20 protein-coding genes are annotated in these 24,257 nt (G+C 61.0%); 10 read left to right on the top strand and 10 right to left on the bottom strand.

The genetic code is table 11. From position 1 onward, the window contains the following. Positions 1 to 56 precede the first annotated feature (56 nt). Together ACU0FH_RS10595 and ACU0FH_RS10590 are read left to right on the top strand one after the other, a co-directional pair. Entirely contained in the window at positions 57 to 677 is a 621-nt protein-coding gene (locus ACU0FH_RS10595; RefSeq protein ID WP_446194572.1) for an HAD family hydrolase, read from the top strand. Further along, positions 674 to 1,594 (top strand): ornithine cyclodeaminase family protein, encoded by a 921-nt coding sequence (locus tag ACU0FH_RS10590; RefSeq protein ID WP_446194571.1) that lies wholly within the window; start codon positions 674 to 676, stop codon positions 1,592 to 1,594. Before ACU0FH_RS10595 ends, ACU0FH_RS10590 begins: the two co-directional genes overlap by 4 nt. Here ACU0FH_RS10590 and ACU0FH_RS10585 read toward each other — a convergent pair whose 3' ends face one another. Further along, entirely contained in the window at positions 1,595 to 2,836 is a 1,242-nt protein-coding gene (locus ACU0FH_RS10585) for an MFS transporter (RefSeq protein ID WP_446194570.1), read from the bottom strand. 159 nt (positions 2,837 to 2,995) lie between these two features. Between ACU0FH_RS10585 and zapE the strand changes: the two genes are divergently transcribed. Both zapE and ACU0FH_RS10575 read left to right on the top strand, forming a co-directional pair. Continuing rightward, on the top strand, positions 2,996 to 4,054 hold the full coding sequence (zapE, locus tag ACU0FH_RS10580) for a cell division protein ZapE (protein ID WP_446194569.1): 1,059 nt from the start codon (positions 2,996 to 2,998) through the stop codon (positions 4,052 to 4,054). A gap of 99 nt (positions 4,055 to 4,153) precedes the next feature. Continuing rightward, positions 4,154 to 5,287, top strand: coding sequence for a porin (locus ACU0FH_RS10575; protein WP_446194568.1), 1,134 nt, complete (start codon positions 4,154 to 4,156; stop codon positions 5,285 to 5,287). Between the two features lie 4 nt (positions 5,288 to 5,291). On the opposite strand, the gene ACU0FH_RS10570 is transcribed toward ACU0FH_RS10575, so the two are convergent. The 4 genes from ACU0FH_RS10570 to ACU0FH_RS10555 all read right to left on the bottom strand — a co-directional run bounded on the left by ACU0FH_RS10570 (position 5,292) and on the right by ACU0FH_RS10555 (position 11,630). Continuing rightward, a complete protein-coding gene (locus ACU0FH_RS10570; protein WP_446194567.1) occupies positions 5,292 to 6,572 on the bottom strand; it encodes a bifunctional folylpolyglutamate synthase/dihydrofolate synthase in 1,281 nt (426 codons plus the stop codon). Then, positions 6,569 to 7,561 carry an acetyl-CoA carboxylase, carboxyltransferase subunit beta gene (accD, locus tag ACU0FH_RS10565; protein ID WP_446194566.1) on the bottom strand — a complete coding sequence of 331 codons (993 nt, stop codon included), beginning with the start codon at positions 7,559 to 7,561 and terminating at the stop codon, positions 6,569 to 6,571. The genes ACU0FH_RS10570 and accD overlap by 4 nt, the downstream gene beginning before the upstream one ends. Positions 7,562 to 7,624: 63 nt before the next feature. Then, positions 7,625 to 8,530, bottom strand: a complete 906-nt coding sequence (locus ACU0FH_RS10560; protein ID WP_446194565.1) for a CPBP family intramembrane glutamic endopeptidase — start codon at positions 8,528 to 8,530, stop codon at positions 7,625 to 7,627. Further along, positions 8,517 to 11,630, bottom strand: a complete 3,114-nt coding sequence (locus ACU0FH_RS10555; RefSeq protein WP_446194564.1) for an ABC transporter transmembrane domain-containing protein — start codon at positions 11,628 to 11,630, stop codon at positions 8,517 to 8,519. The genes ACU0FH_RS10560 and ACU0FH_RS10555 overlap by 14 nt, the downstream gene beginning before the upstream one ends. 185 nt (positions 11,631 to 11,815) lie before the next feature. Here ACU0FH_RS10555 and ilvD point away from each other — a divergent pair, with 185 nt between their 5' ends. From ilvD to ACU0FH_RS10535, 4 genes are all read left to right on the top strand, one after another. Continuing rightward, positions 11,816 to 13,579: a dihydroxy-acid dehydratase gene (gene ilvD / locus ACU0FH_RS10550; RefSeq protein ID WP_446194563.1), complete on the top strand. Its 1,764-nt coding sequence runs from the start codon at positions 11,816 to 11,818 to the stop codon at positions 13,577 to 13,579. Then, positions 13,560 to 14,222 (top strand): hypothetical protein, encoded by a 663-nt coding sequence (locus tag ACU0FH_RS10545; protein ID WP_446194562.1) that lies wholly within the window; start codon positions 13,560 to 13,562, stop codon positions 14,220 to 14,222. Before ilvD ends, ACU0FH_RS10545 begins: the two co-directional genes overlap by 20 nt. A gap of 125 nt (positions 14,223 to 14,347) precedes the next feature. Further along, complete coding sequence (locus tag ACU0FH_RS10540) at positions 14,348 to 15,109, top strand: DUF6478 family protein (protein WP_446194561.1); 762 nt, start codon at positions 14,348 to 14,350, stop codon at positions 15,107 to 15,109. A gap of 9 nt (positions 15,110 to 15,118) precedes the next feature. Further along, positions 15,119 to 15,490 carry a hypothetical protein gene (locus ACU0FH_RS10535; RefSeq protein ID WP_446194560.1) on the top strand — a complete coding sequence of 124 codons (372 nt, stop codon included), beginning with the start codon at positions 15,119 to 15,121 and terminating at the stop codon, positions 15,488 to 15,490. 48 nt (positions 15,491 to 15,538) lie between these two features. On the opposite strand, the gene ACU0FH_RS10530 is transcribed toward ACU0FH_RS10535, so the two are convergent. The 4 genes from ACU0FH_RS10530 to gpmI all read right to left on the bottom strand — a co-directional run bounded on the left by ACU0FH_RS10530 (position 15,539) and on the right by gpmI (position 20,860). Then, positions 15,539 to 16,723 (bottom strand): oxidoreductase, encoded by a 1,185-nt coding sequence (locus ACU0FH_RS10530; RefSeq protein WP_446194559.1) that lies wholly within the window; start codon positions 16,721 to 16,723, stop codon positions 15,539 to 15,541. Between the two features lie 142 nt (positions 16,724 to 16,865). Then, positions 16,866 to 18,209, bottom strand: a complete 1,344-nt coding sequence (locus ACU0FH_RS10525) for a S41 family peptidase (protein WP_238371950.1) — start codon at positions 18,207 to 18,209, stop codon at positions 16,866 to 16,868. A gap of 6 nt (positions 18,210 to 18,215) precedes the next feature. Further along, complete coding sequence (locus ACU0FH_RS10520; RefSeq protein ID WP_446194558.1) at positions 18,216 to 19,349, bottom strand: murein hydrolase activator EnvC family protein; 1,134 nt, start codon at positions 19,347 to 19,349, stop codon at positions 18,216 to 18,218. Next, positions 19,346 to 20,860: a 2,3-bisphosphoglycerate-independent phosphoglycerate mutase gene (gene gpmI, locus ACU0FH_RS10515; protein ID WP_446194557.1), complete on the bottom strand. Its 1,515-nt coding sequence runs from the start codon at positions 20,858 to 20,860 to the stop codon at positions 19,346 to 19,348. The genes ACU0FH_RS10520 and gpmI overlap by 4 nt, the downstream gene beginning before the upstream one ends. A gap of 171 nt (positions 20,861 to 21,031) precedes the next feature. Between gpmI and ACU0FH_RS10510 the strand changes: the two genes are divergently transcribed. Beyond that, entirely contained in the window at positions 21,032 to 21,790 is a 759-nt protein-coding gene (locus tag ACU0FH_RS10510; protein WP_446194556.1) for a FadR/GntR family transcriptional regulator, read from the top strand. 3 nt (positions 21,791 to 21,793) lie between these two features. Here the strand turns inward: ACU0FH_RS10510 and ACU0FH_RS10505 are convergent, their stop codons facing one another. Further along, on the bottom strand, positions 21,794 to 22,495 hold the full coding sequence (locus ACU0FH_RS10505; RefSeq protein WP_446194555.1) for a DUF1028 domain-containing protein: 702 nt from the start codon (positions 22,493 to 22,495) through the stop codon (positions 21,794 to 21,796). Positions 22,496 to 22,594: 99 nt separating this feature from the next. Here ACU0FH_RS10505 and ACU0FH_RS10500 point away from each other — a divergent pair, with 99 nt between their 5' ends. After that, on the top strand, positions 22,595 to 24,172 hold the full coding sequence (locus ACU0FH_RS10500; protein WP_446194554.1) for an ABC transporter substrate-binding protein: 1,578 nt from the start codon (positions 22,595 to 22,597) through the stop codon (positions 24,170 to 24,172). Positions 24,173 to 24,257 lie beyond the last annotated feature (85 nt).

Below are 24,257 nucleotides of genomic sequence, written 5' to 3'. Positions count from 1 at the left end.
TGAAAAAAATTGTCAAAAATCTTCAAGATTTTTGGCGCCTTACGGAGTGGGCAGGAATGAAACCAGAAGCCGTGATATTCGACATCGGCAACGTTCTGATCGAATGGCAACCCGAGCGCTTCTACGACAGCGAAATCGGTGAGGAACGGCGACGCGCCCTGTTCGGCTCTGTCGATCTGCATGAAATGAACAACGACGTCGATCGCGGCCACCATTTCACCGAAACCGTTTATGCAACGGCAGAGGCGAACCCCGACTGGCGCGCGGAAATCCGCATGTGGCATGACCGCTGGATCGAGATGGCCGCGCCGGTCATCGATCATTCCGTCCGCCTGATGCAAGCCCTGCGCGGCAAGGGCATTCCTGTATTCTCGCTCACGAATTTCGGCATCCAGAGCTTTGACCTTGCAGCGTCGCATTATCCGTTCCTGCTGGAATTCGACCGCCCGTATATTTCCGGCCACATGAAGACGGTAAAACCCGAACCGCAAATCTACGAGATGGTGGAACAGGATTGCGGCGTCACCCCCGAAGCGCTGCTGTTCACAGACGACCGCGAAGACAATATCCGTGTCGCCAATTCGCGCGGCTGGCAGACTCACCTTTTCACCGGTCCCAAAGGCTGGGCGGACAAGCTCGTTGAAACCGGTCTGCTGAGCCGGGAGGAAGCCGCATGAGCACGCCATTCATCACCTTCGATCAGGGCGAGGCACTGCTTGACTGGGTTTCTTTCACGCGGGCGCTCGAGGAGGGTCACAAGCTACCCAAGGCCGAGATCGGCGATACTTTCCTATACCGTGGCAAGGACACGCTGCTATCCCGCGCCGCCTGGATCGACGGATTGGGGATTGCTGTCAAATCGGCAACCGTGTTCCCGGACAATCCCGATCAGGGCAAACCAGTCGTCAATGGCGGCGTCAGCCTCTATGCCGATGGCGATGGCACGCTTGACGCGATTGTCGATTTTCACCTTGTGACCAAGTGGAAAACCGCCGGCGACAGCCTGCTTGGCGCGATGAAACTTGCCCGCTCCGACAGCAAAAACATCCTGATCGTTGGCGCTGGCACTGTCGGGCGGTCGCTCTGCGAGGCTTTTGGCGCAGGGTTCCCTGACGCCAAGCAGGTGATCTGGAACCGGACAACAAGCAAGGCCGAGGAGCTGGCTCGCAGTCTGGACGGGGTCGACGTGGCCGAGGACCTGCCGTCTGCCGTTGACGCCGCCGATATCATTGTTACCGCCACGATGGCCACCAGCCCGGTGATCCGGGGCGAATGGCTGCGTCCCGGCCAGCATCTCAACCTGATAGGCGCCTACCGCCCGGATATGCGCGAGACCGACGACGCGGCGCTGCAACGCGCCCGGATCTATGCCGACAGTTTTGACACCACGCTGGATCATATTGGCGAGTTCAAGATTCCTCTGGCAGAAGGCGCGCTGACCCGCGAGCAAGTGCTGGCCGATTTCTACAGCATCGACAGGTTCGAGCGGGGCACTGACAAAGACATCACCCTGTTCAAAAACGGCGGCGGTGCGCATCTGGACCTGATGACCAGCCGCCACATCCTTGACCGCTGGAACGCGTCGCAGGCCTGATCAGGCCGCCAGCGGCCGGGCCAGCGGCTTTTCCCGCACCGGGAGGTGGATGATCGCGCTGAACGCCCCGATGCCGACACCGATCCACCAGACCAGCGTGTAATCGCCGTAGACGTCGTAAAGCCGCCCGCCAAGCCAGACACCGAGAAAACTGCCAAGCTGGTGGCTTAGAAAGACGAACCCGTAGAGCGTGCCCATGTAGCGCAGTCCGTAGATATGCGCGACCAGCCCCGAGGTCAGCGGCACGGTGGCAAGCCAGAGCGAGCCCATAACAATCGAAAACACGATGACGCTTGCTGGAGTAATCGGCATCATGATGAACAGCCCCGCCGCGATGGTGCGCCCTGTGTAGATCGCCGCCAGCAGGTATTTCTTGGAATACCGCTGCCCCAGCCAACCGGCGAGCAGCGTACCGGCCACATTTGCCGCCCCGATCAGCGACAGAGACACCGCGCCCAGCGCCGAGGTCGTGGTGACCCCGACCGAATGGAGCACCCCGCCCGGCAGGATCGGTCCGCACAGCTCGGTCACGAAGGCCGGGAAATGGGCGGTGACAAAGCCAAGTTGGTAGCCGCAGGAAAAGAAACCCATGAAAATCATCGCGAAAGACGGATCGCGGAAGGCGCGCAACACCACTGTGCCCATGCTCTCTTCCAGCTCGGCCTTGCCGGCGCTGACCGGTGCCCGCATGAAGGGCAAAAGCAGGATCGATGCGACCATGACCGCGGCAAAGACGAGGAAGGTGCTTTGCCAGGTCAGGAACCCTAGCATCCACTCCGCTAAGGGCGCGCCGACGATCTGGCCACCGCTGCCCGCCGCCGAGACGATGGCCAGCGACATGGATCGATTCTCATCAGAAGCGGCGCGACCAACAACTGCAAGGATCACGCCAAAACCGGTGCCAGCTACGCCAAACCCGACCAGCCATGCATAAAGCTGATGCTCGATCGGCGAGGTCGATCCCGCCGACAGAACCATACCGGCCGCATAGATCAGCGCGCCGATCAGGATCGCCTTGCGGTCCCCGATCTTTTCCGCGATGGCGCCAAAAATCGGCTGTCCGATGCCCCAGGCTAGGTTCTGGATCGCGATGGCCAGCGAAAATTCGGTCCGCAGCCAGCCGAACTCCTCGGCAATCGGAATCTGGAACACGCCGAAAGACGATCTGACCGCAAAGCTGAGCAGGATGATCAGACAGCCGGTGATGAGGACGGGCGTAAGAAGAGGGGCGGATCGGGGCATGGCGGGTTCTTTCTGCCGGACAAGCACCGTTTTTAGCCATGACGCGCGGAACATCAATTCAGAAATTGTTGCATTGTTCATCACCGTGACGGATCAATCGGTAAGCCGCAGGCACGCTTGACTCTTTCCAACCGCATGCGCGCCCTATAAACGCGGGGCATGAGCAGCATCAAAGACATCTACGATGCCCGCGTAAAAGCTGGCGAGTTGCAGGCAGACCCCGGACAAGAGGGCGTTCTGGAGGAATTCGAACGTATCCGGGAGGCTCTGGATCAGCCCGCCAAGCGTGGTCTTTTCCGCAAGGCGACGGAACCGCCGAAGGGGTTGTACCTCTGGGGCGGCGTTGGGCGCGGCAAGTCCATGCTGATGGATCTTTTCGTTGAAAGCCTCGACGACATCCCCGCGCGGCGGGTGCATTTCCATGCCTTCATGCAGGAAATCCACGCCGGGATGCACGATGCCCGCAAGGCCAATACCGAGGACGCGCTGAAACCCGTGGTCGCCAAGGTGGTGGAATCGACCCGCGTGCTGGCCTTTGACGAAATGCAGATCACCGACATCACCGACGCGATGATCGTGGGGCGGCTGTTCGAAGCGCTTTTCGACAGGGGCGTCGTTGTCGTCACGACATCGAACCGGGTGCCGGACGATCTCTACAAGAACGGGCTGAACCGGCAGCTCTTCCTGCCCTTTATCGAGATCATCAAGGACAAGATGGTCGTCAAGGAACTGACCAGCCCGCGCGACTACCGGCAGGACAGGCTACAGGGCTCGCAGGTCTATTTCTCGCCCATCAACGCCGAAAGCCGCGCTGCGATTCAGGCTGTATGGGAGGATCTGACAGGCGGACCGGCGGAGCCACTGACCCTTATCGTGCAGAAACGTGAAGTCACCCTGCCCGCCTTTCGCAACGGCGTGGCGCGGGCCAGCTTTTACGACCTTTGCGGCAAACAGCTTGGACCGGCGGATTACCTTGCCATCGCCGAGGCGGTCCGGGTGCTGGTGCTGGAAAACATCCCCACCCTGTCGCGATCCAATTTCAACGAAGCCAAGCGCTTTGTAACCCTGATCGACGCTCTTTACGAAGCACGGGTGCGGTTGGTGGCATCGGCAGCGGCACAGCCCGAATGGCTTTACCTCGAAGGCGAAGGAAAGTTCGAATTCGAGCGAACCGCCTCGCGACTGCGCGAAATGCAGGCCGAAGACTGGGCACGCTGATCCGGCGTATTCACCCTTATCGCGGTGGTATGTATATTCGGCGCACCACTCAAAGTTGTCACCCCGTCCGGCGGGGCACCCGCGTGAGGGGGCGGCGGTATGTTCGACCGATCCGGTATCTGGAAGGTTCTGGCTTTTGCGGGTCTCGCAATGGCTGGTCCGGCCTTCGCCCAGTCGTTCCAAGGGTGGAATGAGTTCGACGGACCGTTCGGTGTGAACTGGACAATCTACGGACAGATTTCTGGCGGGTTCATGTCGGTCGATGACGGATTCGAAACCGATCAGGCCCTTGTGGACAATGGAAATTCCGGCACCCGTATCGGCATTATCGGCGAGCGCGACATCGGGACCGGTATCGCCAGCTTTACCTTTGAAACCGCATTAGGCACGCGAGGTTCATCGCAGATCGGCCAAACCAGCGTTCCGACGGATTCCATTTTCGGACGGCGGACCCTGCGGTTTCTCGAGCTGAAATACCAAGGTTCGCTAGGGAACTACGCGATCGGACAGGGCAGTATGGCCACCGATGGCGTTGCCGAGGTCGACTTTTCCGGCACCAGCCTTGCGGCCTATTCCTTTGTCAGCGGTGCGGGTGGCGGTTTCAGCTTTCGCGACCAGTCCGGCCCTTTGACCCCGATTATCGTTTCCGGCGTATTCCGGAACTTTGATGGCGGGCGGCGGCTGCGGATACGCTATGACACTCCCGAATATCGGGGCTTCAGCATCGGTGCGGCGCTTGGCAAAGAGGTCGTAAATCCAAACGACGACAACACCTACAGCGACTTTTCAGTCCGCTACAGCGGTGCCTTTGGCGATATCGAAACCGGGGTCGCGGTGGGCTATGGGCGGATCGAGACACCGACCGGCGCAGTATCCGAAGCGCTACTCGCCTCGGCATCGGCCTGGCATAAACCTTCGGGTATCAGCGTGACGCTGGCCACCGGCGCGCAGCAGCGGGGCTCGGCCGGGTCTTACGACTACATTAAGCTTGGGTACCGGCAAGACTGGTTCGCATTGGGCGAAACACGCCTTTCCGTCGATTATTATGCCGGGCGGGATTTACTGGTCACCAGTTCCGAGTCGCAGTCAGTCGGAGTTGCCGTGGTTCAGGACATCGACCGCTACGGCATTGAAACATTCTTGCTTTTGCGGCGTTACGCAATGGAAGACGCGGGCACGACCGGTTTCGAGGACGTGACCGCCCTTTTCGCGGGAGCCCGCTTCAAGTTCTGAGCTGTCAGGACGCGTTCCCCTCGCGCAAAACCGCACCGGCCAGATAAAGCGAGCCACAGATCAGCACCCGGGCATGGGGTTCCCGGTCAAGGATCGAAGCAAGCGCGGCCTCGACCGACTCCGCGCAACTTGCCGAGATACCGGCATCGGTCGCGGCCTGCGCGGTCTGTTCGGCAGGCAGGGTATTCGCCTCGCCGGGGATGGAAATCGCGGTCAGGCTTTCGACCTCTGCCGCCAGCGGGCGAAGGTAGCCGGTGATGTCCTTGGTGTTGAGCATCCCGCAAATCAGGTGCGTCGGACGTTTCGGCAGACTCGCCAGCACCCGTGCCAGCGCGATACCGGCGGCGGGGTTGTGGCCCCCATCAAGCCAGAGCTCGGCCGCGGGCGCCTGATCCGCAAGCGGCCCCTTGCTCAGCCGTTGCATCCTGGCGGGCCATTCTGCCCGGGTAACCGCAGCCTCATAGGCCGCATCGCCAAGTTCAAGATATCGCAGTGCAGCCAAGGCGGCCCCGGCGTTGTCGATCTGATGCGCCCCCGGCAGATTTGGAAGGGACAGGTCACGCAGACCGGTGTCATCGGTGTAAACAAGCCGCCCGCGTTCTTCCTGCACGTGCCAATGCTGACCGTGAACCAGCAGCGGCGCGCCGACGCGAGCCGCCTGCCGTTCGATCACCTCAAGCGCCGCATCCTCTTGCGGACCGACGACGCAGGTTACGCCACGCTTTAGGATACCCGCCTTTTCAAAAGCGATCTCTTCTAACGTTTCGCCAAGGAACTGCTGGTGGTCGACGGAAACGGGCGTGATCACGCAAAGCGCAGGCTTTTCGATGACATTGGTCGCGTCTAGACGCCCGCCAAGCCCGACTTCGAGCAGGGTATAATCCGCCGGCGTGCGGGCAAAGGCCAGCAGCGCGGCGCAGGTCGTAATCTCGAAATAGGTGATCGCGCCATCGCCATTGGCCCGGTAGCATTCATCGAGAACCTTTGTCAGTTCCTCTTCGGAAATCAAATCTCCGGCCAGGCGTATGCGTTCGTGAAACCGGGCAAGATGCGGCGAGGTGTAGACATGGGCGCTTTGGCCCGCGCCCTCGATCCCGGCACGGATCATCGCAAGAGTCGATCCCTTTCCGTTGGTCCCCGCGACATGGATGACCGGCGGCAGCGACCGTTCCGGATTGCCCAGCGCGTCGAGCAGACGCCAGACCCGGTCCAGCGTCAGATCGATGATCTTGGGGTGCAGCGCCATCATCCGTTGCAGGATGACGTCGGAACCTGCCGTGGTCATTTGAGCGGTTTTTGCGGCGTCGGCGCCGGTGCAGGCTTGGCCGCGGATGTATCGGGTTCGGCAACGGGTGCGGTTGCGGCGGCGACCGGGTCGGCTTTTTCCGTTTTGTCCGGGGCCGGAAGATCACCGCGAACGGCGGGCGGCATCCCAAGCAGCATCCGGGTGATGGTAATCAGTTCTTCGCGCATCTCGGTGCGCGGGGTCACACGGTCGAGCATGCCGTGATCCAGCAGGTATTCCGCGCGCTGGAACCCGTCGGGCAGCTTTTCACGGATGGTCTGTTCGATCACGCGCGGGCCTGCAAAACAGATCAGCGCGTTGGGTTCGGCAATATGCACGTCGCCGAGCATCGCATAAGAGGCCGTCACACCGCCTGTGGTCGGGTGCGTCAGTACGACGATATAGGGAAGACCCGCCTCTTTCAGCATCTGGATCGCGACCGTGGTACGCGGCATCTGCATCAGGCTCAGGATTCCTTCTTGCATGCGCGCGCCGCCAGCCGCCGAGAACAGGATCAGCGGGCGCTTGAGTTTGACCGCCTCTTCCGCCGCCGCAAGGATCGCGTTGCCGACATACATGCCCATCGACCCGCCCATAAAGGAAAAGTCCTGCGCGGCGGCGATGATCGGGGTACGTCCGATTTCACCCGAAGCGACCAACATCGCCTCTTTTTCGCCAGTGGTTTTCTGCGCGGTGCGCATCCGGTCGGGATAGCGTTTCTGGTCGCGGAATTGCAACGGATCGGCCAGCGGTTCGGGCACCTTCACCTCGTTGAACACACCGCCATCGAACAGCGCCTTGAACCGGTCGCGCGGGGTGATGTTCATATGGTGACCGCAATTGGTGCAGACGTTGAGATTTTCCGTCAGCTCGCGGTGGAACAGCATGGTGCCGCATTCGTCGCATTTCTGCCAAAGATTTTCGGGCGTTTCCCGGCGCGAAAAGATCGAATTTATCCGCGGGCGGACGTAGTTGGTAATCCAGTTCATGCAGTCGGCCTTTTGCTGGCGAGGTCGTGGCCCCCAGATAAGCCCCGCCCCGGCGAATTGCAATCAGCGGCGAATGGCAAGCCGCGCGGCAAGCCAGCTGACGACGATAAAGCCAAAGTCGACGAGCATCCAGCTGCGCAGGTTTTCCTTTTCGGACAGGCTGAACGGTGTCGTGGCAAGGGCCAGACCGCTGAGCGAATCCGGCACAGACACGATCAGGATGGCGGTGACGTTGTTGATCATATGCAGCGCAATCGCCGGTCCCAGCGTTCCGGCCCGCGCCGTTATGTCTGCCGCCATGACACCGAAACCAAAGGCCCAGATGGCGATAAGGGCTGCATTCGCCCCCGCCTGCGCCGGGACATAATGGCCGATGCCAAAGAGGATCGCGGGCACCACCATCCAGACGAGAGGTGAGCGGAACCGCGCGGCCAGCGACTGCTGGATATAGCCGCGAAACAGAATTTCCTCGCTTGCGACCTGTGTCAGCACCGCCAGCAACGAGATCGGCAACAGCGCCAGCCAGATACCGACCGGCAGGTTGGGCTCCAGCGGTTCGCCCATGTCATAGGGCGGCAGGATCATCACCAGAATTCCGATCATGACGACCAGCCCCCCGACCCGCAGGAATTGCCGGATCGCCAGCTGCAGCGGCCCGATCATCGACAGGGGCGATCTGTGCTGCACCAGCCGGGCCGCGACGAAAATGCCAAGGATCACGAAGCCAAAACTGAACAGCAGCAAAAGCAGGGTCAGCGGCGTGTTGCCTTCACCGTTCGCAGGGTTAAGCAACTCGCGCTGGAAGTCCGGCGAGACCACGCCAAGAACGGTCCGCATCGCAAACCCTGCGAAAAACGTGACAAACCCAGCGACAATCAACCCTAGCACAAGCCGCCAGACCTGCGGTTTTTCGCGGGCCGTTGCGACGAGGTTCTCGTGGGGGCGATAGGCGCCTTCAGGCATCCGCATGTCCGCCGTAGCTCTTTGTGCTGAAGCTGGTCATCGATGACATCTGGTCGTTGTCGAGGTTCTGCGCGCGCAGGCGACTGGCGGCAGAACTCAGGTGCCCACCCATGGTTTCAAGCAATTGTACCGCCACCGACGGATCCGTTTCGATGACCGTGCGGAATTCCTCGGCCCCGATCCGCAGAAACATGCTTGGCTCCGTCGCGACGAGATCCGTCTGGCGCACCTGTCCGGTTATCACCGACAGGTCGCCGATAAGACGCCCGGGATTGATCACGGTAAGCGGCGGTGTATCCGCATCCCCATGGGGCCAGCGCAATTCGGCCTGACCGGACAGGCAGAGATAGGCGGCGTCGGGTTTCTCGCCGGTAGAAAAGACAACCTGCTCGGTGTCGGCCTCGTACCACTTGGCGGAAAAGGCCAGCAGCCGCAGGTTGCGCGGGCTGAGTTTTGCAAAGAGTTCGGTTTTGGCGAGCGCCCTGATCTTGCGCTGAAGATCGGCCGTTGCCTTTTCCGACATCTTTTTCTGGCCCGAGCAATCGGTACCGGCGACCCTGCCATCCACGATCTCGACGAAAAAGTCGTACTCGCCCGGGTTCTCGAACCGGTCTTCGAGAAACAGGATGGTGGTATTAGGCAGAAGGTCGCGCAGCTTGGCTCTTGTCTGCGCCCGGCTTTCTGAATCGTGGCTCGCCAGCGCGTGATCCATCAACAGGATATCCGGACGTTTGATGGCAGCGCGGGTAAAGGCCGATCGTTCCTGAAGCAGGGTTGGCAGGTTCGCACCGCCCAGCCCGATGTGCATGTCGTAGATGATCGCCGCGGCGCGTTTGCGCATGTCATGCTCACTCATCACTTCGGCCACTACCTCTTCGACGGCATCGGCCTTGGCCCCAGCCATGATCGAGACCCTGCCAAAGATCGCGTTTTCGATGACCGTCAGCCTTGGCATATAGGTGTCGGCCCGCATCGGTTCAAAGAGGTCGCTGACATAATTGCGCAGCTCGTCGACCTTGGCGCGACGGATTTCGAGGATTTCCTGCTTGTACTGGTCGGGAAAGCTCGGGCCGATCTGCTCGGCCGTGAGCAGGAAGGGAACAGTCAGCATCAGCGCCCTTTCCTCGGCCGACAGGGCACCATTGCCCCGTGCGGCACGCTTTATCGCAATGTCATTCAGGCGCGCGTAGGTTTCATCGCTGATGCCAAGACGACGGAATAGCGGGTGATCGGTGCCGTCGAGTCCGAAGGTCTGGCGCAGAGTCTCGATAACCGCCTGCGCGATATTCAGAGCTTCGCCGTCGAGCTTCTGTTCTCGCAGCATTTCAACGAAACGTGGGTTTCGCGCCAGTTTCTCGGGCGGAATGTCCTGTGTCGGCGTGGCAAAGAACAGGTTGCCGCCCAGCGGCATCGCCGGGTTGAACGTGTCCGGGTCGAACCGGTAGACAACGTCGCTTAGCCCTCTGGCCCGCAGCCTTTCGGCGATTTCGGGGCGCAGGGCCACGATATCCGCCGCGAGATTTTTGTGAATCTCGGGATCGAAGGTGGTGCGCAGAGTGCGGCGGAACATCTGCTCATCAATCCCCATCGCCTCGAGCAGCTGGAACCACCAGTCCCGGATGTCCGTTGCGTTCGAAAGCCCGGCCAGATCGGGATCGATCCATTTCACATCAAGCGGATCCGTGCTGTTCCCGGACCGCTGTGCTTCGATCAGCTTGCGGTCCTTGCCCTGCGGATCCCATATGACCGACTGCGGTTTGATCCGAAGCGGCATCAACAGGTTATCGGCCAGCGTGCCCTCGAAAATGTAAGGTCGCGAATGGGCATAACCGATCCGCGTCGCGATGATCGACTGGTGCAGCGTCTCAAGAGGATAACCGGATACGGTAATCCAGCCACGGGTCGGTGTGATCTCGCGCGTCAGCAACCGGGCTATGGCAGCCCTTTCGTTTTCGCCCTTGCTCTGGATTGCGACGCGACCGCCGGCAGGGATTGTGAGGCTCACGTCTTCGAGCACGGCATTGCCGTCCTCGTCCTGAACCGAGACCTTGTGGAATTCTATATCGCCGTTCAGATGCGGAATCATGTCCGGCTCACCGTCGAAAAGCTCGGGGGCGATCATGTTCCTTGGAGCAAAACGTTCTGTGACAACCTGCCAGCGCAGCGACATATCCTGAACCTGGTTGTAATAGGTCAAAAGCTCTTTCCACGGCGCGCTCAGATCCTTGTAGGCTGCAAGCGCGGCCACCAGCGCGCCGACCGTGATATCACCCTGAATCGCCAGATAACCGCCAACAGAATAAAAGAAAAACGGCGTGAGATGCCCGATCATGTTGTTCAGGAACTTCATGAAGAATTTCTTTTGGTAGATCTGAAAGCGGATATCGAACAACCGCCCCAGCCGGTCGGTGAACTGGGCAAGCCGATAACGCCAACCGCCGTTCGCGCGCAGGTCACTGATCCCGGCGGCGGTTTCGCCGATCTCGGAACTGAAGGCGCGGATTTCCTGAATCCGGTCCTTGTTGAGCAGGTTGATCTGGCGTTGCAGGCGCGGAATCAGCCACGCCTGAAGCGGGATCAGCGCTACTGAAGCAAGGCCGAACCAGATGCTCTGGGCAAACAGGAAGATCAGGATCGTCATCATCTGGCCGAACTGAAAGGCAGGCTGCGCGACCGCGTCGCCCATCAGCCCGCCCATCGGTTCCGCCTCGGAGGTGATCATCGACACCAGTTCGCCTTGGCTGGTGGTGCGGAAATAGGGCACCGGAAACCGCATCATGCGCGAAATCAGCTGATACCGCAGGCGCCGCAGCAGCCGTTCGGACAAGACACCTTTCATGGTGTTGATGCGCATCTTCATCATGCCGCTCAGCAGAACGGCGGCAAGGAAGGCAAAACAGAGCAAAAGCAGGTATTCCACCTGCGTCAACGTCAGGCCAAAGGCCTCGACAGTGTCGCTGGGTGCGCCGATCGCATCGTTGATGATCCGCTTTGGCAGTTCCAGCGAGGCATAGAGGAAAGGAAAGGACACCAGCGTGAAAAACAGCAGGAGTATCTGCTGGCGCTTGGAATGCTTCCAGATGAAAGAAAACAGGGTACGGTCCATGCCCGTCCTTCCGTTCGTGCCGAGGGTGTGCCGAAAATGCCGAAATAAAATTTCTGCAGCAGGCACGTAAGGCTAATCATTGCAGGTTTGAAAACAAGGTGCATTGATGCACAGATCGCTAGATACTTGTAGAGAGCGAAACAGCGCTTTATTGCGGAATTGCAACGAATCCGGGGAGCAGAGCCATGCTGAATCGACCTTTTGACAAGTCGAAACTGCCAAGCCGACATGTAACCGAAGGCCCGGAGCGCGCGCCGCACCGATCCTACATGTACGCGATGGGCGTTAGCGATACCGAAATTCACCAGCCGCTGGTTGGCGTTGCAACCTGCTGGAACGAGGCCGCGCCCTGTAACATCGCACTGAACCGCCAGGCCCAGTCGGTCAAGATGGGCGTCAAGGCTGCCGCCGGAACGCCACGCGAATTCACCACGATCACCGTCACCGATGGCATCGCGATGGGCCATGAGGGCATGCGCTCCTCTCTCGCCTCGCGTGAGGCGATTGCCGACACGGTCGAACTGACCATGCGGGGCCATTGCTATGACGCGCTTGTCGGTCTGGCCGGGTGCGACAAATCTTTGCCCGGGATGATGATGGCGATGGTACGTCTGAACGTGCCGTCGGTGTTCATCTATGGCGGGTCGATCCTGCCGGGCAAGGCGCCGGTGGGTGCCGACGTCCCTGAAGATTTCGCAAGCCGTGATCTGACGGTGCAGGACATGTTTGAGGCGGTGGGCCGCCACCAGAACGGCACCCTTTCGGACGCAGCGCTGGATGTGCTTGAACGGGTCGCCTGCCCCTCGGCCGGGGCCTGCGGCGGTCAGTTCACCGCCAACACGATGGCCTGCGTATCCGAAGCGATCGGGCTGGCGCTGTTCAATTCGTCCGGTATGCCTGCGCCTTATGAATCCCGTGATCAGTATGGCGAGGCTTCTGGTCAGGCGGTCATGAACCTGCTGGAAAAAAACATCCGCGCCCGGGACGTCGTAACGCGCCAATCGCTTGAAAATGCGGCTCGCGTGGTTGCCTGTACCGGCGGGTCGACCAATGGGGGATTGCACCTGCCCGCCATCGCCCATGAGGCCGGCATTGATTTCGACCTCATGGATGTCTGCGATATCTTCCGGGACACGCCTTATTTCGTAAACCTCAAGCCGGGCGGCGACTACGTTGCCAAGGATCTTTACGAGGCCGGTGGCGTGCCGGTCGTGCTAAAGGAATTGCGCAAGGCCGGATTGATCCACGAAGACTGCATGACCGCCAGCGGCCGCAGCATTGGCGAAGAACTCGACCGTGTGACTCGCGAGGCCGACGGCAAGGTGATCCACCCGGTCGCGACGCCGATCACCAAGACCGGCGGCGTTGTCGGGCTCAGGGGCAACCTTGCTCCCGAAGGCGCAATTGTAAAGGTCGCGGGCATCGCGGCCGAAGATCAGGTCTTCACTGGCCCGGCGCATGTCTTTGAAAGCGAGGAAGAGGCTTTCGAGGCCGTGCAAAAGCGCGACTATTCCGAGGGCGAAGTCATCGTTATCCGCAACGAAGGCCCAGCAGGCGGCCCCGGCATGCGCGAAATGCTCGCCACCACGGCGGCTTTGTCCGGACAGGGTATGGGAAAGAAGATCGCACTGATCACCGATGGTCGGTTCTCGGGCGCGACCCGCGGCTTCTGCGTCGGACATGTTGGCCCCGAGGCTGCCCATGGCGGGCCCATCGCGCTTGTCCGCAACGGCGACATGATCACCATCGACGCCGTTAGAGGTGAAATATCGGTCGATCTGAGCGACGAGGAACTGGCACAACGCAAGGCAGACTGGAAAGGCCCGCGTGAAACGATCTATGCCTCGGGCGCGTTGTGGAAATATGCCCAGCTGGTCGGTGCGACCCACAAAGGCGCTGTCACCCATCCGGGCGGCAAGGCGGAGAAACATGTCTACATGGATCTATAAAGCCTGTTCGGCGATCTTCGCCGCACTTCTTTTGACCGGTTGCGATCAGGCGACCGGTCTGCCCTTCGCGTCCGAATTGAACGAGCCCGCGGAATCCTCCGGTCATGCGCGAATGGCGAAGGTCGAACTTGCCGATGGTAATGTCATCCTCACAGCACCTGATGGCTATTGCATTGACCGACGCACCGTTCGCCGCCTTGGGCGCACCGGTTTCGCGATGTTGGCCCGCTGCGATACCGTCGGCGTCCGGGGCTATTTCAACGGCTACGATCTTGCGATCATCACCGTGACGACCGCCGCTCATGGCAAGGGCGCCCCCGCCCCGACCCGGCAGGACCTTGCGCGCGCGGCAGATACCTCGCGGGTGCTGGATAACCACAAGCGCGACGGGCTGGCCCTTGTTCGACTAAGCGACAAGTACCCTCCGCTCGATGGCGTCAGCCCGGTCCACTGGCGCGGTGCGTTTGTGCTGAACGATCACCTGGTCAGTATCGGCCTTTACGCGCCCGATGGCAGCGAAGCGCTTGGGAAACCGGGGGCCGGGATCGTCACAGACCTTGTCGATCGCACCCGTAAATCCAGCCTGCCGCGCACCGTGGCCAATTCGCGCACGGCCAGCCCGAACGAAACTGAGTCAAATTAGACGCAAATTCCTGGCGATATGGGGCAGCGGGCGAAATTGCCGGTTCCCCTGATCTTTCCGCATTTGTTAGATGGTCAAACGGTTTCACTAGGGAAGAATGCCGCGGGCCCGCGGCAAGGAGAACGATGAGCGGGATACTCGACCGGCTGTTCCAGAAACGGGTCCTGAGACGCTGGCGACGTGCGGCGCGCGCCGCATCCGAGACGCCCCTTCCCGTCCTGCGCGAACAACGCGGCTATGCCCGCCAACTTCGCGCGCAGATCAGCCGGTTGATCCACGTGGCCGATGGGCGGCTTGCGCTGCCGCATATAGGGTCCACATCCTTCCCGCGACCGCATGGCACCGACTGGTCATGGCGGCCCGACCTATGGCGCGGTCCTCTGGACAAGTCGGGCGTGGCCGCGATGCCAAGCAAGACCGCGCTCGGCGATGAGGTCACGCTGTTCCACGACTGCCCCCTCTCGGAGTTGAGCCTGCGGCAGGTGCGCAATACCCGTGAAGGCGACCTTGCGCCTTACGGGCTGCGGATGGACGTGTTTCACTTTGACGGCACGTTCCTGTCGCTGGTGATCGACATGCCGCCGGCACTCGCCAAGGGCCTTACGAAATCGCACCTCGTCCGGATGGATGCGATCATCGAGACCGAGAACCCCATCGACATCTTCGCAAGGCTCAACATTCGCCACGGTCCGAATACCGAGCAACTGGTGCGGGAACTGCCAAAACAGGACAAGTCGGTCATGGTCGAGTTCGACCTTGCCTATGGCAAGATCAACGAGAACCGGATCGAGAAAATCTGGCTTGACCTGATCCTTGACGAACCGGCGATGAACCAGATTGTGCTGAAAGACCTGACCTTTGCCAGGTATCTCCGTGCAGCCATCTAGGAGAATGGAATGAGTGAACAGCCCCTGACCAAGATCCGAATGCGGGATGGGATTTGGGAGGGCGAACTGGCCGCCCCGCATGATGTGACGCCGCAGTTGCAGGTTACGTACCGCGACCGGCCCCTGACCGGCGTTCAGGTCAGCAAGTCGGGAACCAAAGACACCTGGGCCGTGCAAATCCCCGTTCCGATGGAGGCGGTGGCCGATGGTGTTCACTGCTTTGTCATCACCGACAAGGCCGAAGGCACCAAGCTTGGCGATTTCGCGTTCATCGCGGGCGATATCGGGGCAGCGGATCTGCGTGGAGAGGTTGAACTGCTGCGGGCCGAACTGGATATGCTCAAGCGGGCCTTTCGCCACCATTGCCGCGAAACCTCGTAAGGCCACCCGTCATCGGATGACCGACGGATGTCGGTTATTTGAGCGCTTTTACTGCGTAAAGGCAGCGTTCCATAGCGGGATACGCGCCTCGTCCCGGTTCGTATAGCTGGCAAGCGCTTCGTGAACACCAAGGTCCGGGTCCAGCTCTCCACACCGGCCCAACGCGGCGATCTGTTCGGTAAACCATGCGGTCACACCACCTTCGGGAGAGTCCGCGAAACGTGGGAAAACCGGGTCATTGCCTGCCTCTTGCCAGTGCAGCGGCAGATCGGGATCAAGCACGAGGGCGCGGGCCAGTCCCACCACGTCTGCGGCCCCGCTTTCTAGAACATCCATCGCCTGAGCGCGGGTCTTGATGCCACCAGTCAGCATGACGGGAATAGTCGTGACCTGCTTGGCGCGGCGCGAAAACTCGATGAAATAGGGCTGCCCCGGCTTGGTGTCCGATGCGGAAGCCGCGCCCGGAAAATAGGTGCCACCGCTGATGTCGATCATGTCAACGCTGGTTGTGTCGAGCGTTGAGACAATCCGGATAGACTCTGCCTCGGTCAGGCCGCCCTGCAACTGGTCGGTCGCGTTCAGCTTGACCGCAATCGGGAAATCCGGCCCCACCGCTTGCCGCGTTACCGTGATCGTATCCACCAGTAGCCGCATGCGATTTTCGAGCACACCTCCCCAATTATCGGTGCGCTTGTTGAACAGCGGCGAGAGAAACTGGCTGAGCAGAAAGCCATGCGCCGCATGGATCTGCACCCCGCCAAAGCCCATATCGCGGGCCAGTCGCGCGGTCGTGGCAAAGGCCTCCGGCAGGGCGAGGATTTCATCGACTGTCATTGCCTCACACTGCACGCCCGGCAGATCCAGCGCGCTTGGTCCCACCGGCCGGGTAATGGGCGGATAGGCCATTGCACCGGCGTGACCGAGCTGCACAAACGGTACACAACCTGTACACCCCCCGTACATCGCGAGGTCACCAAACAGCTGTTTCGGGCTGTCGGTACTCAGAACGAGGTTACCCGGCTTTTCGGCGGTATCCGGTCGCCCTTGCACTTCGCCGATGATCGTCGCGGCCGCGCCGCCCTCGGCCCAGCGCCGGTAGAGACGCTTCTGTTCCGCCGTCGGATTGCCCTGCCCGTCGCCAAGGGAATCCGACATGGCCGATTTAACGATCCGGTTCCTGAACACGGTTCCGCAGGGCAGTTCGAGGGGATCGAAAAGCGAAGGAGGAGACATCTGGCATTCCTTGTTGGCGCGCGGGGTCTCTCCCCCGACACAAACAAGACGGCCAACACATCACAACCGCTGGCCGGTGATGAAGGTGTCCAAAACGAAAAGGGCGGCCGAAGCCGCCCGATTCCTGAACTTTTACACAAGATCATTCCTTGTGTTCGATGGCCGAAAGACCCTTGAGAATATCGATCGCATAAGCGAGCTGGTAATCCTCTTCGCGTAGCTTTGCCGATGCTTCGGCCTTGGCGCGGTCTTCCTCGATCTGGCGGATCTCATCCTCGGACAGGCTGTCGTTGTTCAGACGGCCACGAAGGTCGGCTTCGGAGCGCGAGCGGTTCACTGCGCTTTTGGGCTCGTCCTCTTCCTCGGTTTCAGGTGCCCGGCGCGGCTGTTCCACGACGATGTCGGGGGAGACGCCCAGCGCCTGAATCGAGCGACCCGACGGCGTGTAATAGCGGGCCGTGGTCAGGCGCATCGCACCGTCGCCGCGCAGGGGCATGACCGTCTGAACCGATCCCTTGCCGAAGGATTTCGTGCCGACAACGATGGCCCGGCGGTGATCCTGCAGTGCACCCGCGACGATTTCCGACGCCGATGCCGAACCGCCGTTAATCAGAACAACAATCGGTTTGCCTTCGGCCAAGTCGCCGGGAGTCGCGTTGAAGCGCTCGCCGTCTTCGGGATTGCGGCCACGGGTGCTGACGATTTCCCCGGATTCAAGGAAGGAATCCGACACGTTGATCGCCTGATTGAGCAGGCCGCCCGGGTTGTTGCGCAGATCGAGCACGAAACCGTTCACATTCTCCATGCCACCGGCCAGTTCGATCTGTTCCTTCATGCCCGCTTCGAGATTGGGCGTGGTCTGATCGTTGAAGGTGGTGACACGCAGCACGACGGTCTGGCCCTCGGTACGAGTGCGCACGGCGGTCAGCTTGATCGTGTCGCGGATGATCGAGACATCAAAGGGTTCGTCTTCGCCTTCGCGAACCACGGTGATGATGATTTCGGACCCAACCGGGCCGCGCATCATCTCGACCGCCTTGTCGAGCGTCAGGCCAAGAACGGATTCACCATCCACATGGGTGATGAAGTCGCCCGATTCGATGCCCGCATCGTCAGCAGGCGTGCCATCGATCGGCGAGACGACCTTGACGAAACCTTCTTCCTGCGTGACCTCGATGCCGAGACCGCCGAATTCGCCACGGGTCTGGACGCGCATCGCGGTGGCGTCCTCGGGCGAGAGATAGCTGGAATGCGGGTCAAGTGAGGTCAGCATCCCGTTGATCGCCGCTTCGATCAGTTCGGATTCATCGACCTTTTCCACGTATTGCGCACGGATCCGTTCGAAAATGTCGCCGAACAGGTCAAGCTGCTCGTAAACATTTGCATTCCGGGAATTTTCCTGAGCAACCAGCGGACCGGCGACCTGCGTTGTGGCGATGATACCTGCCAATGTGCCGCCAAGAGCGGCCATCACGAATTTCTTCATGCGTTGTTATCCATCCTTGTCCGTTCGGAACCAATCTTCGGGGTCCACCGGGCTTCCGCCCTCTCTTACTTCAATGTAGAGCGTTTCTGAACGATCAGTGCCAGAGCCTTCACTGCTTAGTGAAAGGATTGTGCCCAGATTTGGTGTCGTTCCGCCCATGATCCCTACTGGCGTTCCTGCCGGGATGACTTGCCCGGTGTCGCCATATACCTCATCCAGTCCGGATAACACAAACAACGTCTCTGCCTGCGGCTCCAGAATGACCACATTACCCAGATCGAGCAGCGGTCCACGGTAGCGAATTGTCGCGGAAACAGGCGAAACGACAAGCGCGCGGGGCCGAGTGGCGACGATTATGCCGTCGCGGCGGATTCCGGCCGCGTCCGCGTCTCCCGCGCGATGGAGGATCACGCCCTGCACAGGCAGGTCGATTTCCCCTTTCTGCTCGCTAATGTCGATATCGGTATCCTCGATCTCTTCAACGCCGATCAGGCTGAGACCGCTGGCAAAGCCGCCCAAGGTCTCGGTCGAGGAAATCAGGATCGCCGTTCGCACCGGATCTTCGGTGAAGCGGATTGGCAGGTCGGTCCGGTCGGCGATGGCCTGGCTGAGTTCAGCGCGCGCCTTCTGGATGCCGGCAAGCCCCTGCTCCATCTTGTCGAGCGCGCTTTGTTGCAAGAGACGCAGGGTCTGGACCTCTTCAAGATCGCTGCGCAATTCCTGCGCCTTACGGGCAAGGCCCGGGGTGACATCGGCCAGCATCATGCCGGAACGCGCACTGCCGACGGGACCTGAGGGATGCAGCATCAGCACCGGCGGCGGCGAAATTTCGATGGTCTGGATGACACCGAGAAGCTGGGCGATTTCGCCGTCGCGTGCCTCGAGCCGCCGCGTCAGGGTCGCTTCGCGGGTGGCCACCTGCCGCAAGCCTTCGCGCATCGCGCCAAGCCCGGCCTCGAAGGCGCGGACGGTTTCGGTGAGCGCGCGCACCCGGTCGCGGGCCTCGACCGCCTCTTGCAGGGCGATGGATGCCTGTTCCAACTGCTGCGCGGCTTCGCGGGCATCGGCGGCAGGGTCGCCCTGCGCCTGCGCGAATCCGGCCAGCAGCAGCGCCGTTACCAGAGCGACAACGCGTTTCATCCCAGCAGGCTTTTCCCGGTCATTTCCGACGGCTTTTCCAGCCCCATCAGTTCAAGCAACGTGGGCGCGAGATCGGCGAGCCGCCCCTTGGAGAGCGTCGCGCCGTCAGGTCCGCCAACCAGTGCGACCGGCACCGGATTGAGCGTATGTGCGGTATGGGGGCCGCCGGTGTCCGGATCGACCATGACCTCGCAATTGCCATGGTCGGCGGTGACGATCATCGCGCCGCCTGCTTTCTTCAGCGCCTCGAGCACGCGGCCCAGTCCCTGATCGACGGCTTCGCAGGCGCGGATGGCGGCCCGAAGATCGCCAGTATGGCCGACCATGTCCGGGTTGGCATAGTTGGTGACGATCAGGTCATACCCTTCCTCAATGGCCTCGACGAATTTGTCGGTGACCTCATGCGCAGACATCTCAGGCTGCAAGTCGTAGGTGGCAACATTCGGCGATTTCGGCATGAAGCGGTCTTCGCCGGTCTCGGCGGTTTCCTCGCCGCCGTTCAGGAAAAACGTAACGTGCGGGTATTTCTCGGTCTCGGCGAGGCGGAACTGGCGCAGGCCCTTGCTGGCAACCCATTCGCCGAGCGTATTGACGATCTTGGCCTTGGGATAGGCAACGGTCATGTACTGGTTATGCTTGTCGGAATATTCGACCATCCCAAGCAGACCCGCCAGTTCGGGGCGGGCGCCGGTCTCGAACGCGTCGAAATCCGGCTGACCGATCGCGGCAAGGATTTCGCGGGCGCGGTCGGCGCGGAAGTTGAGGCAGAAGAATCCGTCACCCGTCGAGACACCCGCATAATCGGCGATGATCGTCGGGGCGATGAATTCATCGGTTTCACCGCGACCGTAAGCTGCGGAGACAGCCTCGGCTGCAGTAGTGGCGGCCTCACCGTTGCCGTGAATCATCGCCTCGTAAGCGCGGGACACGCGGTCCCAGCGATTGTCGCGATCCATCGCGAAATATCGCCCGATCACCGTGACGACGTGCGCGTTGGCGGGCAGTTTGCCCTGCAGTTCGTCGATAAAACCGTCCGCAGATTTCGGGGCGACATCGCGCCCGTCGGTGATGGCGTGGATTGCCACCGGCACGCCTGCGTCGGTGATGGCCTTGGCGGCGGCGACCATGTGGTCGAGATGACCGTGTACGCCGCCATCGGAAACGACACCCATGAGATGCGCGGTGCCGCCACTTTCTTTGAGCCCGGCGATGAACGCCTGAAGGGCCGCGTTTTCAAAGAAACTGCCGTCTTCGATGGCAAGGTCGATCTGGCCGAGATCCATCGCCACCACACGTCCGGCACCGATATTGGTGTGGCCGACTTCGGAGTTGCCCATCTGCCCGGTCGGCAGGCCCACGTCGGGACCAAAGGTGGTCAGGGTCGCGTGTGGGCCCTGCATGATCGCATCAAAATTGGGCGTCTGAGCAAGATAGGGCGCATTGGCTTCGGTCTGCTCCGAAAGTCCCCAGCCGTCGAGAATGCACAGGACAACGGGTTTCACGGCATTCATAGATTGGCTCCGTTTGCAGTTTCGTCCGCGTTCTATCGCGTGCGACAGGCAGGGTGAACCGGTTTCTTGTAGGGGCGTTCATATGCCGCCGGCAATTTCGCCTTGAATTTATCATGATGAATATTGTCCATTGGACCGGCATTTCAGAAACCGTAATCATGAGACGTGACGATGACTGATCCTACCCGCGCTGAAACCGTCCGGCGTTCGCGACCTGTGCGCGTTGCCGAGGCGATCAAGGAGTGGGTGGTGGAAAAAGGACTGGCCCCGGGCGACAGGCTGCCGGGCGAGGCCGAACTGATCGCACGTTTCGCCATGTCCAAGGGAACGATCCGCGAAGCCATGCGGCTGTTGCAAGCACAGGGGCTTGTCGTCACCAAGACCGGCCCCGGCGGCGGCAGTTTCGTTGGCGAGGTCTCGCAGGATCGCGCCCGGGCGCTGCTGGCAAACTATTTCTATTTCCAGAACGTCTCGATCGACGACATCTACCAAGTGCGGATTGCGCTTGAACCCGAAGCGGCGGCGTCGCTGGCGGGAAAGCTGGATGAAAACCAGTATGCCGAGCTCGAAACGATCATGACCGCCTATGAGCACCCCGCCGAGGATGCCGAGAGCGAACGATTGCAGCATGTGGCCTCGCTGCGCTTTCACGGGACTTTGGCGGGGTTCGCGGACAACGTGCTGCTGGGATTTTTCATCGGGTTTATGGCGCAGATCCTGACCGATCTGACCGTTTACAAGCGGCTCTATTCCAAGCCGAACCATGAATTATGGCGCGAGGGGCGGCGTCACCAGCTTGACCTGCTTGTCGCGTTGCGGGCGGAGGATGCTGACACAGCGCGCGCGATCATGCGCGATCACATGCAGATGGCACGGCGGCTGATGGAGGATCAGGAAGCCGTGGTCATGAAGCGTTTCATCGCGGAATAGAGCCTATTTCACCGGCGATTTACGCAGGTCGATGGCACCGCTAGGCGCGGTCGCCCGGTGCGGATCGTTCAGGGTTGGCACGAGATCGGCCCAATCTGAATACGGCGTGGACATGGCGCGGCGGTACAGTGCGCGAAGGTCGCGCAGAGGCTGCTCGGAGTAATCTATGCGCAGCGACAGCGGTGCGGCATCGCGGTTGACGATGAGGATCGCTGCCGAAAGCAGACCACGGCTGTCGCCGCCAGTGCTGGCCGCTGCCTCTAGCGCCTCAATAAGACGCAGCTCAAAAGATGACTCGGAGCGGGTGTAAGCTTCAATGCAGGAATCCAGCACCGAGGCGGAAGACAGCAGGTTGCCGGCGACCACGACGTGGGGCGCTTCGCGAGATCCGGCAAAGGCGATACTTTCCTGACCGGTGAAGGCGGCCGTATTGCCGTTAAGGTCGAGCGCCGACATCTGGCGATGATCGCGACCGCTGTCCTCGCCGGTCAGATTTGCCACGGTTTGCGCGGCAGTCAGGCCCTGTTTCATGAGACCGAGCGCGCCTGTGCCCCAAAGTGTCGAAGGCAGGGACCCCTGGGAGGCGGACATCCCCGATTCGGCGTCGCCGCGCAGAACCCAGCCGCCAACGCAAAGACTGCCTGTCGTGGCCGCGCCGCCGTAACTGCCCGTTTTTTCGTCGAAGGCGAGTATCGAAATTGTCATTTCAGTGGCTCTCTTATCATGGGGTTGAATTTATCATGAAAATTTGGCCTCATGCAATTTATCATGATAAATAAAACAAATTTCAGTGGAGGTGCGGCCATGTCGCTTGTTTCTTTCTCACGCCGGGGTGTGCTGGCTGCTGGCACCGCGCTGGCCTTGATGCTGGGGGCCGCATCGCTGGCGCAGGCACAGACCCCGCCCGGCGTCCTGATCGTCGGCCAGATCGCCGAGCCAAAGTCGCTTGACCCGGCAGCCGTGACCGCGGTGAACGATTTCCGGATCCTGATGAACGTCTACGACGGGCTGGTGCGCTACAAGGACGGCACACTGGAAGTGGAACCGGCGCTGGCCACGGACTGGACGATCTCGGAAGACGGGACCGAATACACCTTTACCCTGCGCGACGGGGTGACATTTCACGATGGCAGCGCCTTTGACGCCGAGGCGGTAAAGTTCAATTTCGACCGGATGCTGGATGAGAGCCATCCTTTCCATGACACCGGGCCCTTCCCGCTGGCCTTTTTCTTTACGGCTGTCGAAAACGTCGAAGTGGTCGATCCGCTGACGGTGAAATTCACGCTGAACGCGCCCTACGCGCCGTTCCTGTCGAACCTTGCCTATCCAACCGGTCTGATCGTGTCGCCCGCCGCCGTCGAAGCGGGCGGATCCAATTTCGGGCGCAACCCCTCGGGCACCGGGCCGTTCAAATTCGGCGAATGGCGGTCGAACGAGGCGGTGGTGATCGAAGCCAACCCGGACTACTGGGACGGCGCGCCGGAGCTGCAGGCGGTTGTTTTCCGTCCGATCACGGACGCAAACACCCGAACTGCCGAGATGCTGGCGGGAGGGATCGACCTGATGGTCGAGGTGCCGCCCGTTGCGCTGAGCGAGTTCCAGAGCGAACAGTATTCCGTGTTCGAGCAGGCCGGGCCGCATGTATGGTTCCTGATCCTGAACGCCAAGGAAGGCCCCTTTGCCGACAAGCTGGTGCGTCAGGCCGCGAATTACGCGATCAACAAGGAAGCGCTGGTAAACAACGTGCTCGAAGGCACTGCCGAGGTCGCTGCCGGGCCGACTCCGCCCGCTTTCGCCTGGGCGTATAACCCGGATCTCGAACCGTATCCTTATGACCCGGAAAAGGCCAAGGAACTACTGGCCGAAGCCGGGGCGGAAGGGGCGTCGCTGACCTTTTATGTGACCGAAGGCGGGTCGGGCATGCTGGACCCGATTGCCATGGGAACGGCGATGCAGGCCGATCTGGAAGCGGTAGGGTTCGACGTGACCATCGAGACCTATGAGTGGAACACCTTCCTTGGCGAGGTGAATCCCGGTCTGGAAGGCAAGGCGGACATGGCCGAGATGGCATGGATGACAAATGACCCGGATACCCTGCCCTTCCTCGCGCTGCGCACCGACGCATGGCCGGACAAGGGCGGGTTCAACTCGGGCTATTATTCCAACCCGAAGGTGGACGAGCTGCTGGAAGCGGCGCGCGTCGCCACCGATCAGGAAGAACGCGCGAAGCTGTACAAAGAGATGCAGGTGATCGTGCAGGAAGATGCGCCCTGGGTTTTTGTCGCGAACTGGAAGCAGAACGCGGTGACCAGCGACCGCGTCGAGAATTTCTCGCTTCAGCCGTCGTTTTTCCTGCTGCTGGATGACGTCGTGAAGAACTGAGGCTTCGGGCCGGCGGTTCCGGCCCGACCAACGCGCCGGCCGGGGGCCGGCGCGGGCCTCCGGCGGGAGTATTTTCAGCAAGAAG

Source organism: Heliomarina sp. (assembly GCF_052826185.1).
The sequence above is the reverse complement of the archived record's forward strand: the minus strand, read 5'-3'. Positions and strand labels throughout refer to the sequence as shown.

Bases quoted from the DNA above. Each gene is read 5' to 3' on its own strand.
- ACU0FH_RS10575 (WP_446194568.1), top strand. From the start codon at position 4,154: ATGTTCGACCGATCCGGTATCTGGAAGGTTCTGGCTTTTGCGGGTCTC.
- ACU0FH_RS10560 (WP_446194565.1), bottom strand. From the start codon at position 8,530: ATGCGGATGCCTGAAGGCGCCTATCGCCCCCACGAGAACCTCGTCGCA.
- ACU0FH_RS10525 (WP_238371950.1), bottom strand. From the start codon at position 18,209: ATGAAGAAATTCGTGATGGCCGCTCTTGGCGGCACATTGGCAGGTATC.
- ACU0FH_RS10590 (WP_446194571.1), top strand. From the start codon at position 674: ATGAGCACGCCATTCATCACCTTCGATCAGGGCGAGGCACTGCTTGAC.
- ACU0FH_RS10595 (WP_446194572.1), top strand. From the start codon at position 57: ATGAAACCAGAAGCCGTGATATTCGACATCGGCAACGTTCTGATCGAA.
- ACU0FH_RS10500 (WP_446194554.1), top strand. From the start codon at position 22,595: ATGTCGCTTGTTTCTTTCTCACGCCGGGGTGTGCTGGCTGCTGGCACC.
- ACU0FH_RS10585 (WP_446194570.1), bottom strand. From the start codon at position 2,836: ATGCCCCGATCCGCCCCTCTTCTTACGCCCGTCCTCATCACCGGCTGT.
- ACU0FH_RS10510 (WP_446194556.1), top strand. From the start codon at position 21,032: ATGACTGATCCTACCCGCGCTGAAACCGTCCGGCGTTCGCGACCTGTG.
- ACU0FH_RS10505 (WP_446194555.1), bottom strand. From the start codon at position 22,495: ATGACAATTTCGATACTCGCCTTCGACGAAAAAACGGGCAGTTACGGC.
- ACU0FH_RS10540 (WP_446194561.1), top strand. From the start codon at position 14,348: ATGAGCGGGATACTCGACCGGCTGTTCCAGAAACGGGTCCTGAGACGC.
- ACU0FH_RS10555 (WP_446194564.1), bottom strand. From the start codon at position 11,630: ATGGACCGTACCCTGTTTTCTTTCATCTGGAAGCATTCCAAGCGCCAG.
- ilvD (WP_446194563.1), top strand. From the start codon at position 11,816: ATGCTGAATCGACCTTTTGACAAGTCGAAACTGCCAAGCCGACATGTA.
- ACU0FH_RS10545 (WP_446194562.1), top strand. From the start codon at position 13,560: ATGTCTACATGGATCTATAAAGCCTGTTCGGCGATCTTCGCCGCACTT.
- zapE (WP_446194569.1), top strand. From the start codon at position 2,996: ATGAGCAGCATCAAAGACATCTACGATGCCCGCGTAAAAGCTGGCGAG.
- gpmI (WP_446194557.1), bottom strand. From the start codon at position 20,860: ATGAATGCCGTGAAACCCGTTGTCCTGTGCATTCTCGACGGCTGGGGA.
- ACU0FH_RS10520 (WP_446194558.1), bottom strand. From the start codon at position 19,349: ATGAAACGCGTTGTCGCTCTGGTAACGGCGCTGCTGCTGGCCGGATTC.
- ACU0FH_RS10535 (WP_446194560.1), top strand. From the start codon at position 15,119: ATGAGTGAACAGCCCCTGACCAAGATCCGAATGCGGGATGGGATTTGG.
- ACU0FH_RS10570 (WP_446194567.1), bottom strand. From the start codon at position 6,572: ATGACCACGGCAGGTTCCGACGTCATCCTGCAACGGATGATGGCGCTG.
- ACU0FH_RS10530 (WP_446194559.1), bottom strand. From the start codon at position 16,723: ATGTCTCCTCCTTCGCTTTTCGATCCCCTCGAACTGCCCTGCGGAACC.
- accD (WP_446194566.1), bottom strand. From the start codon at position 7,561: ATGAACTGGATTACCAACTACGTCCGCCCGCGGATAAATTCGATCTTT.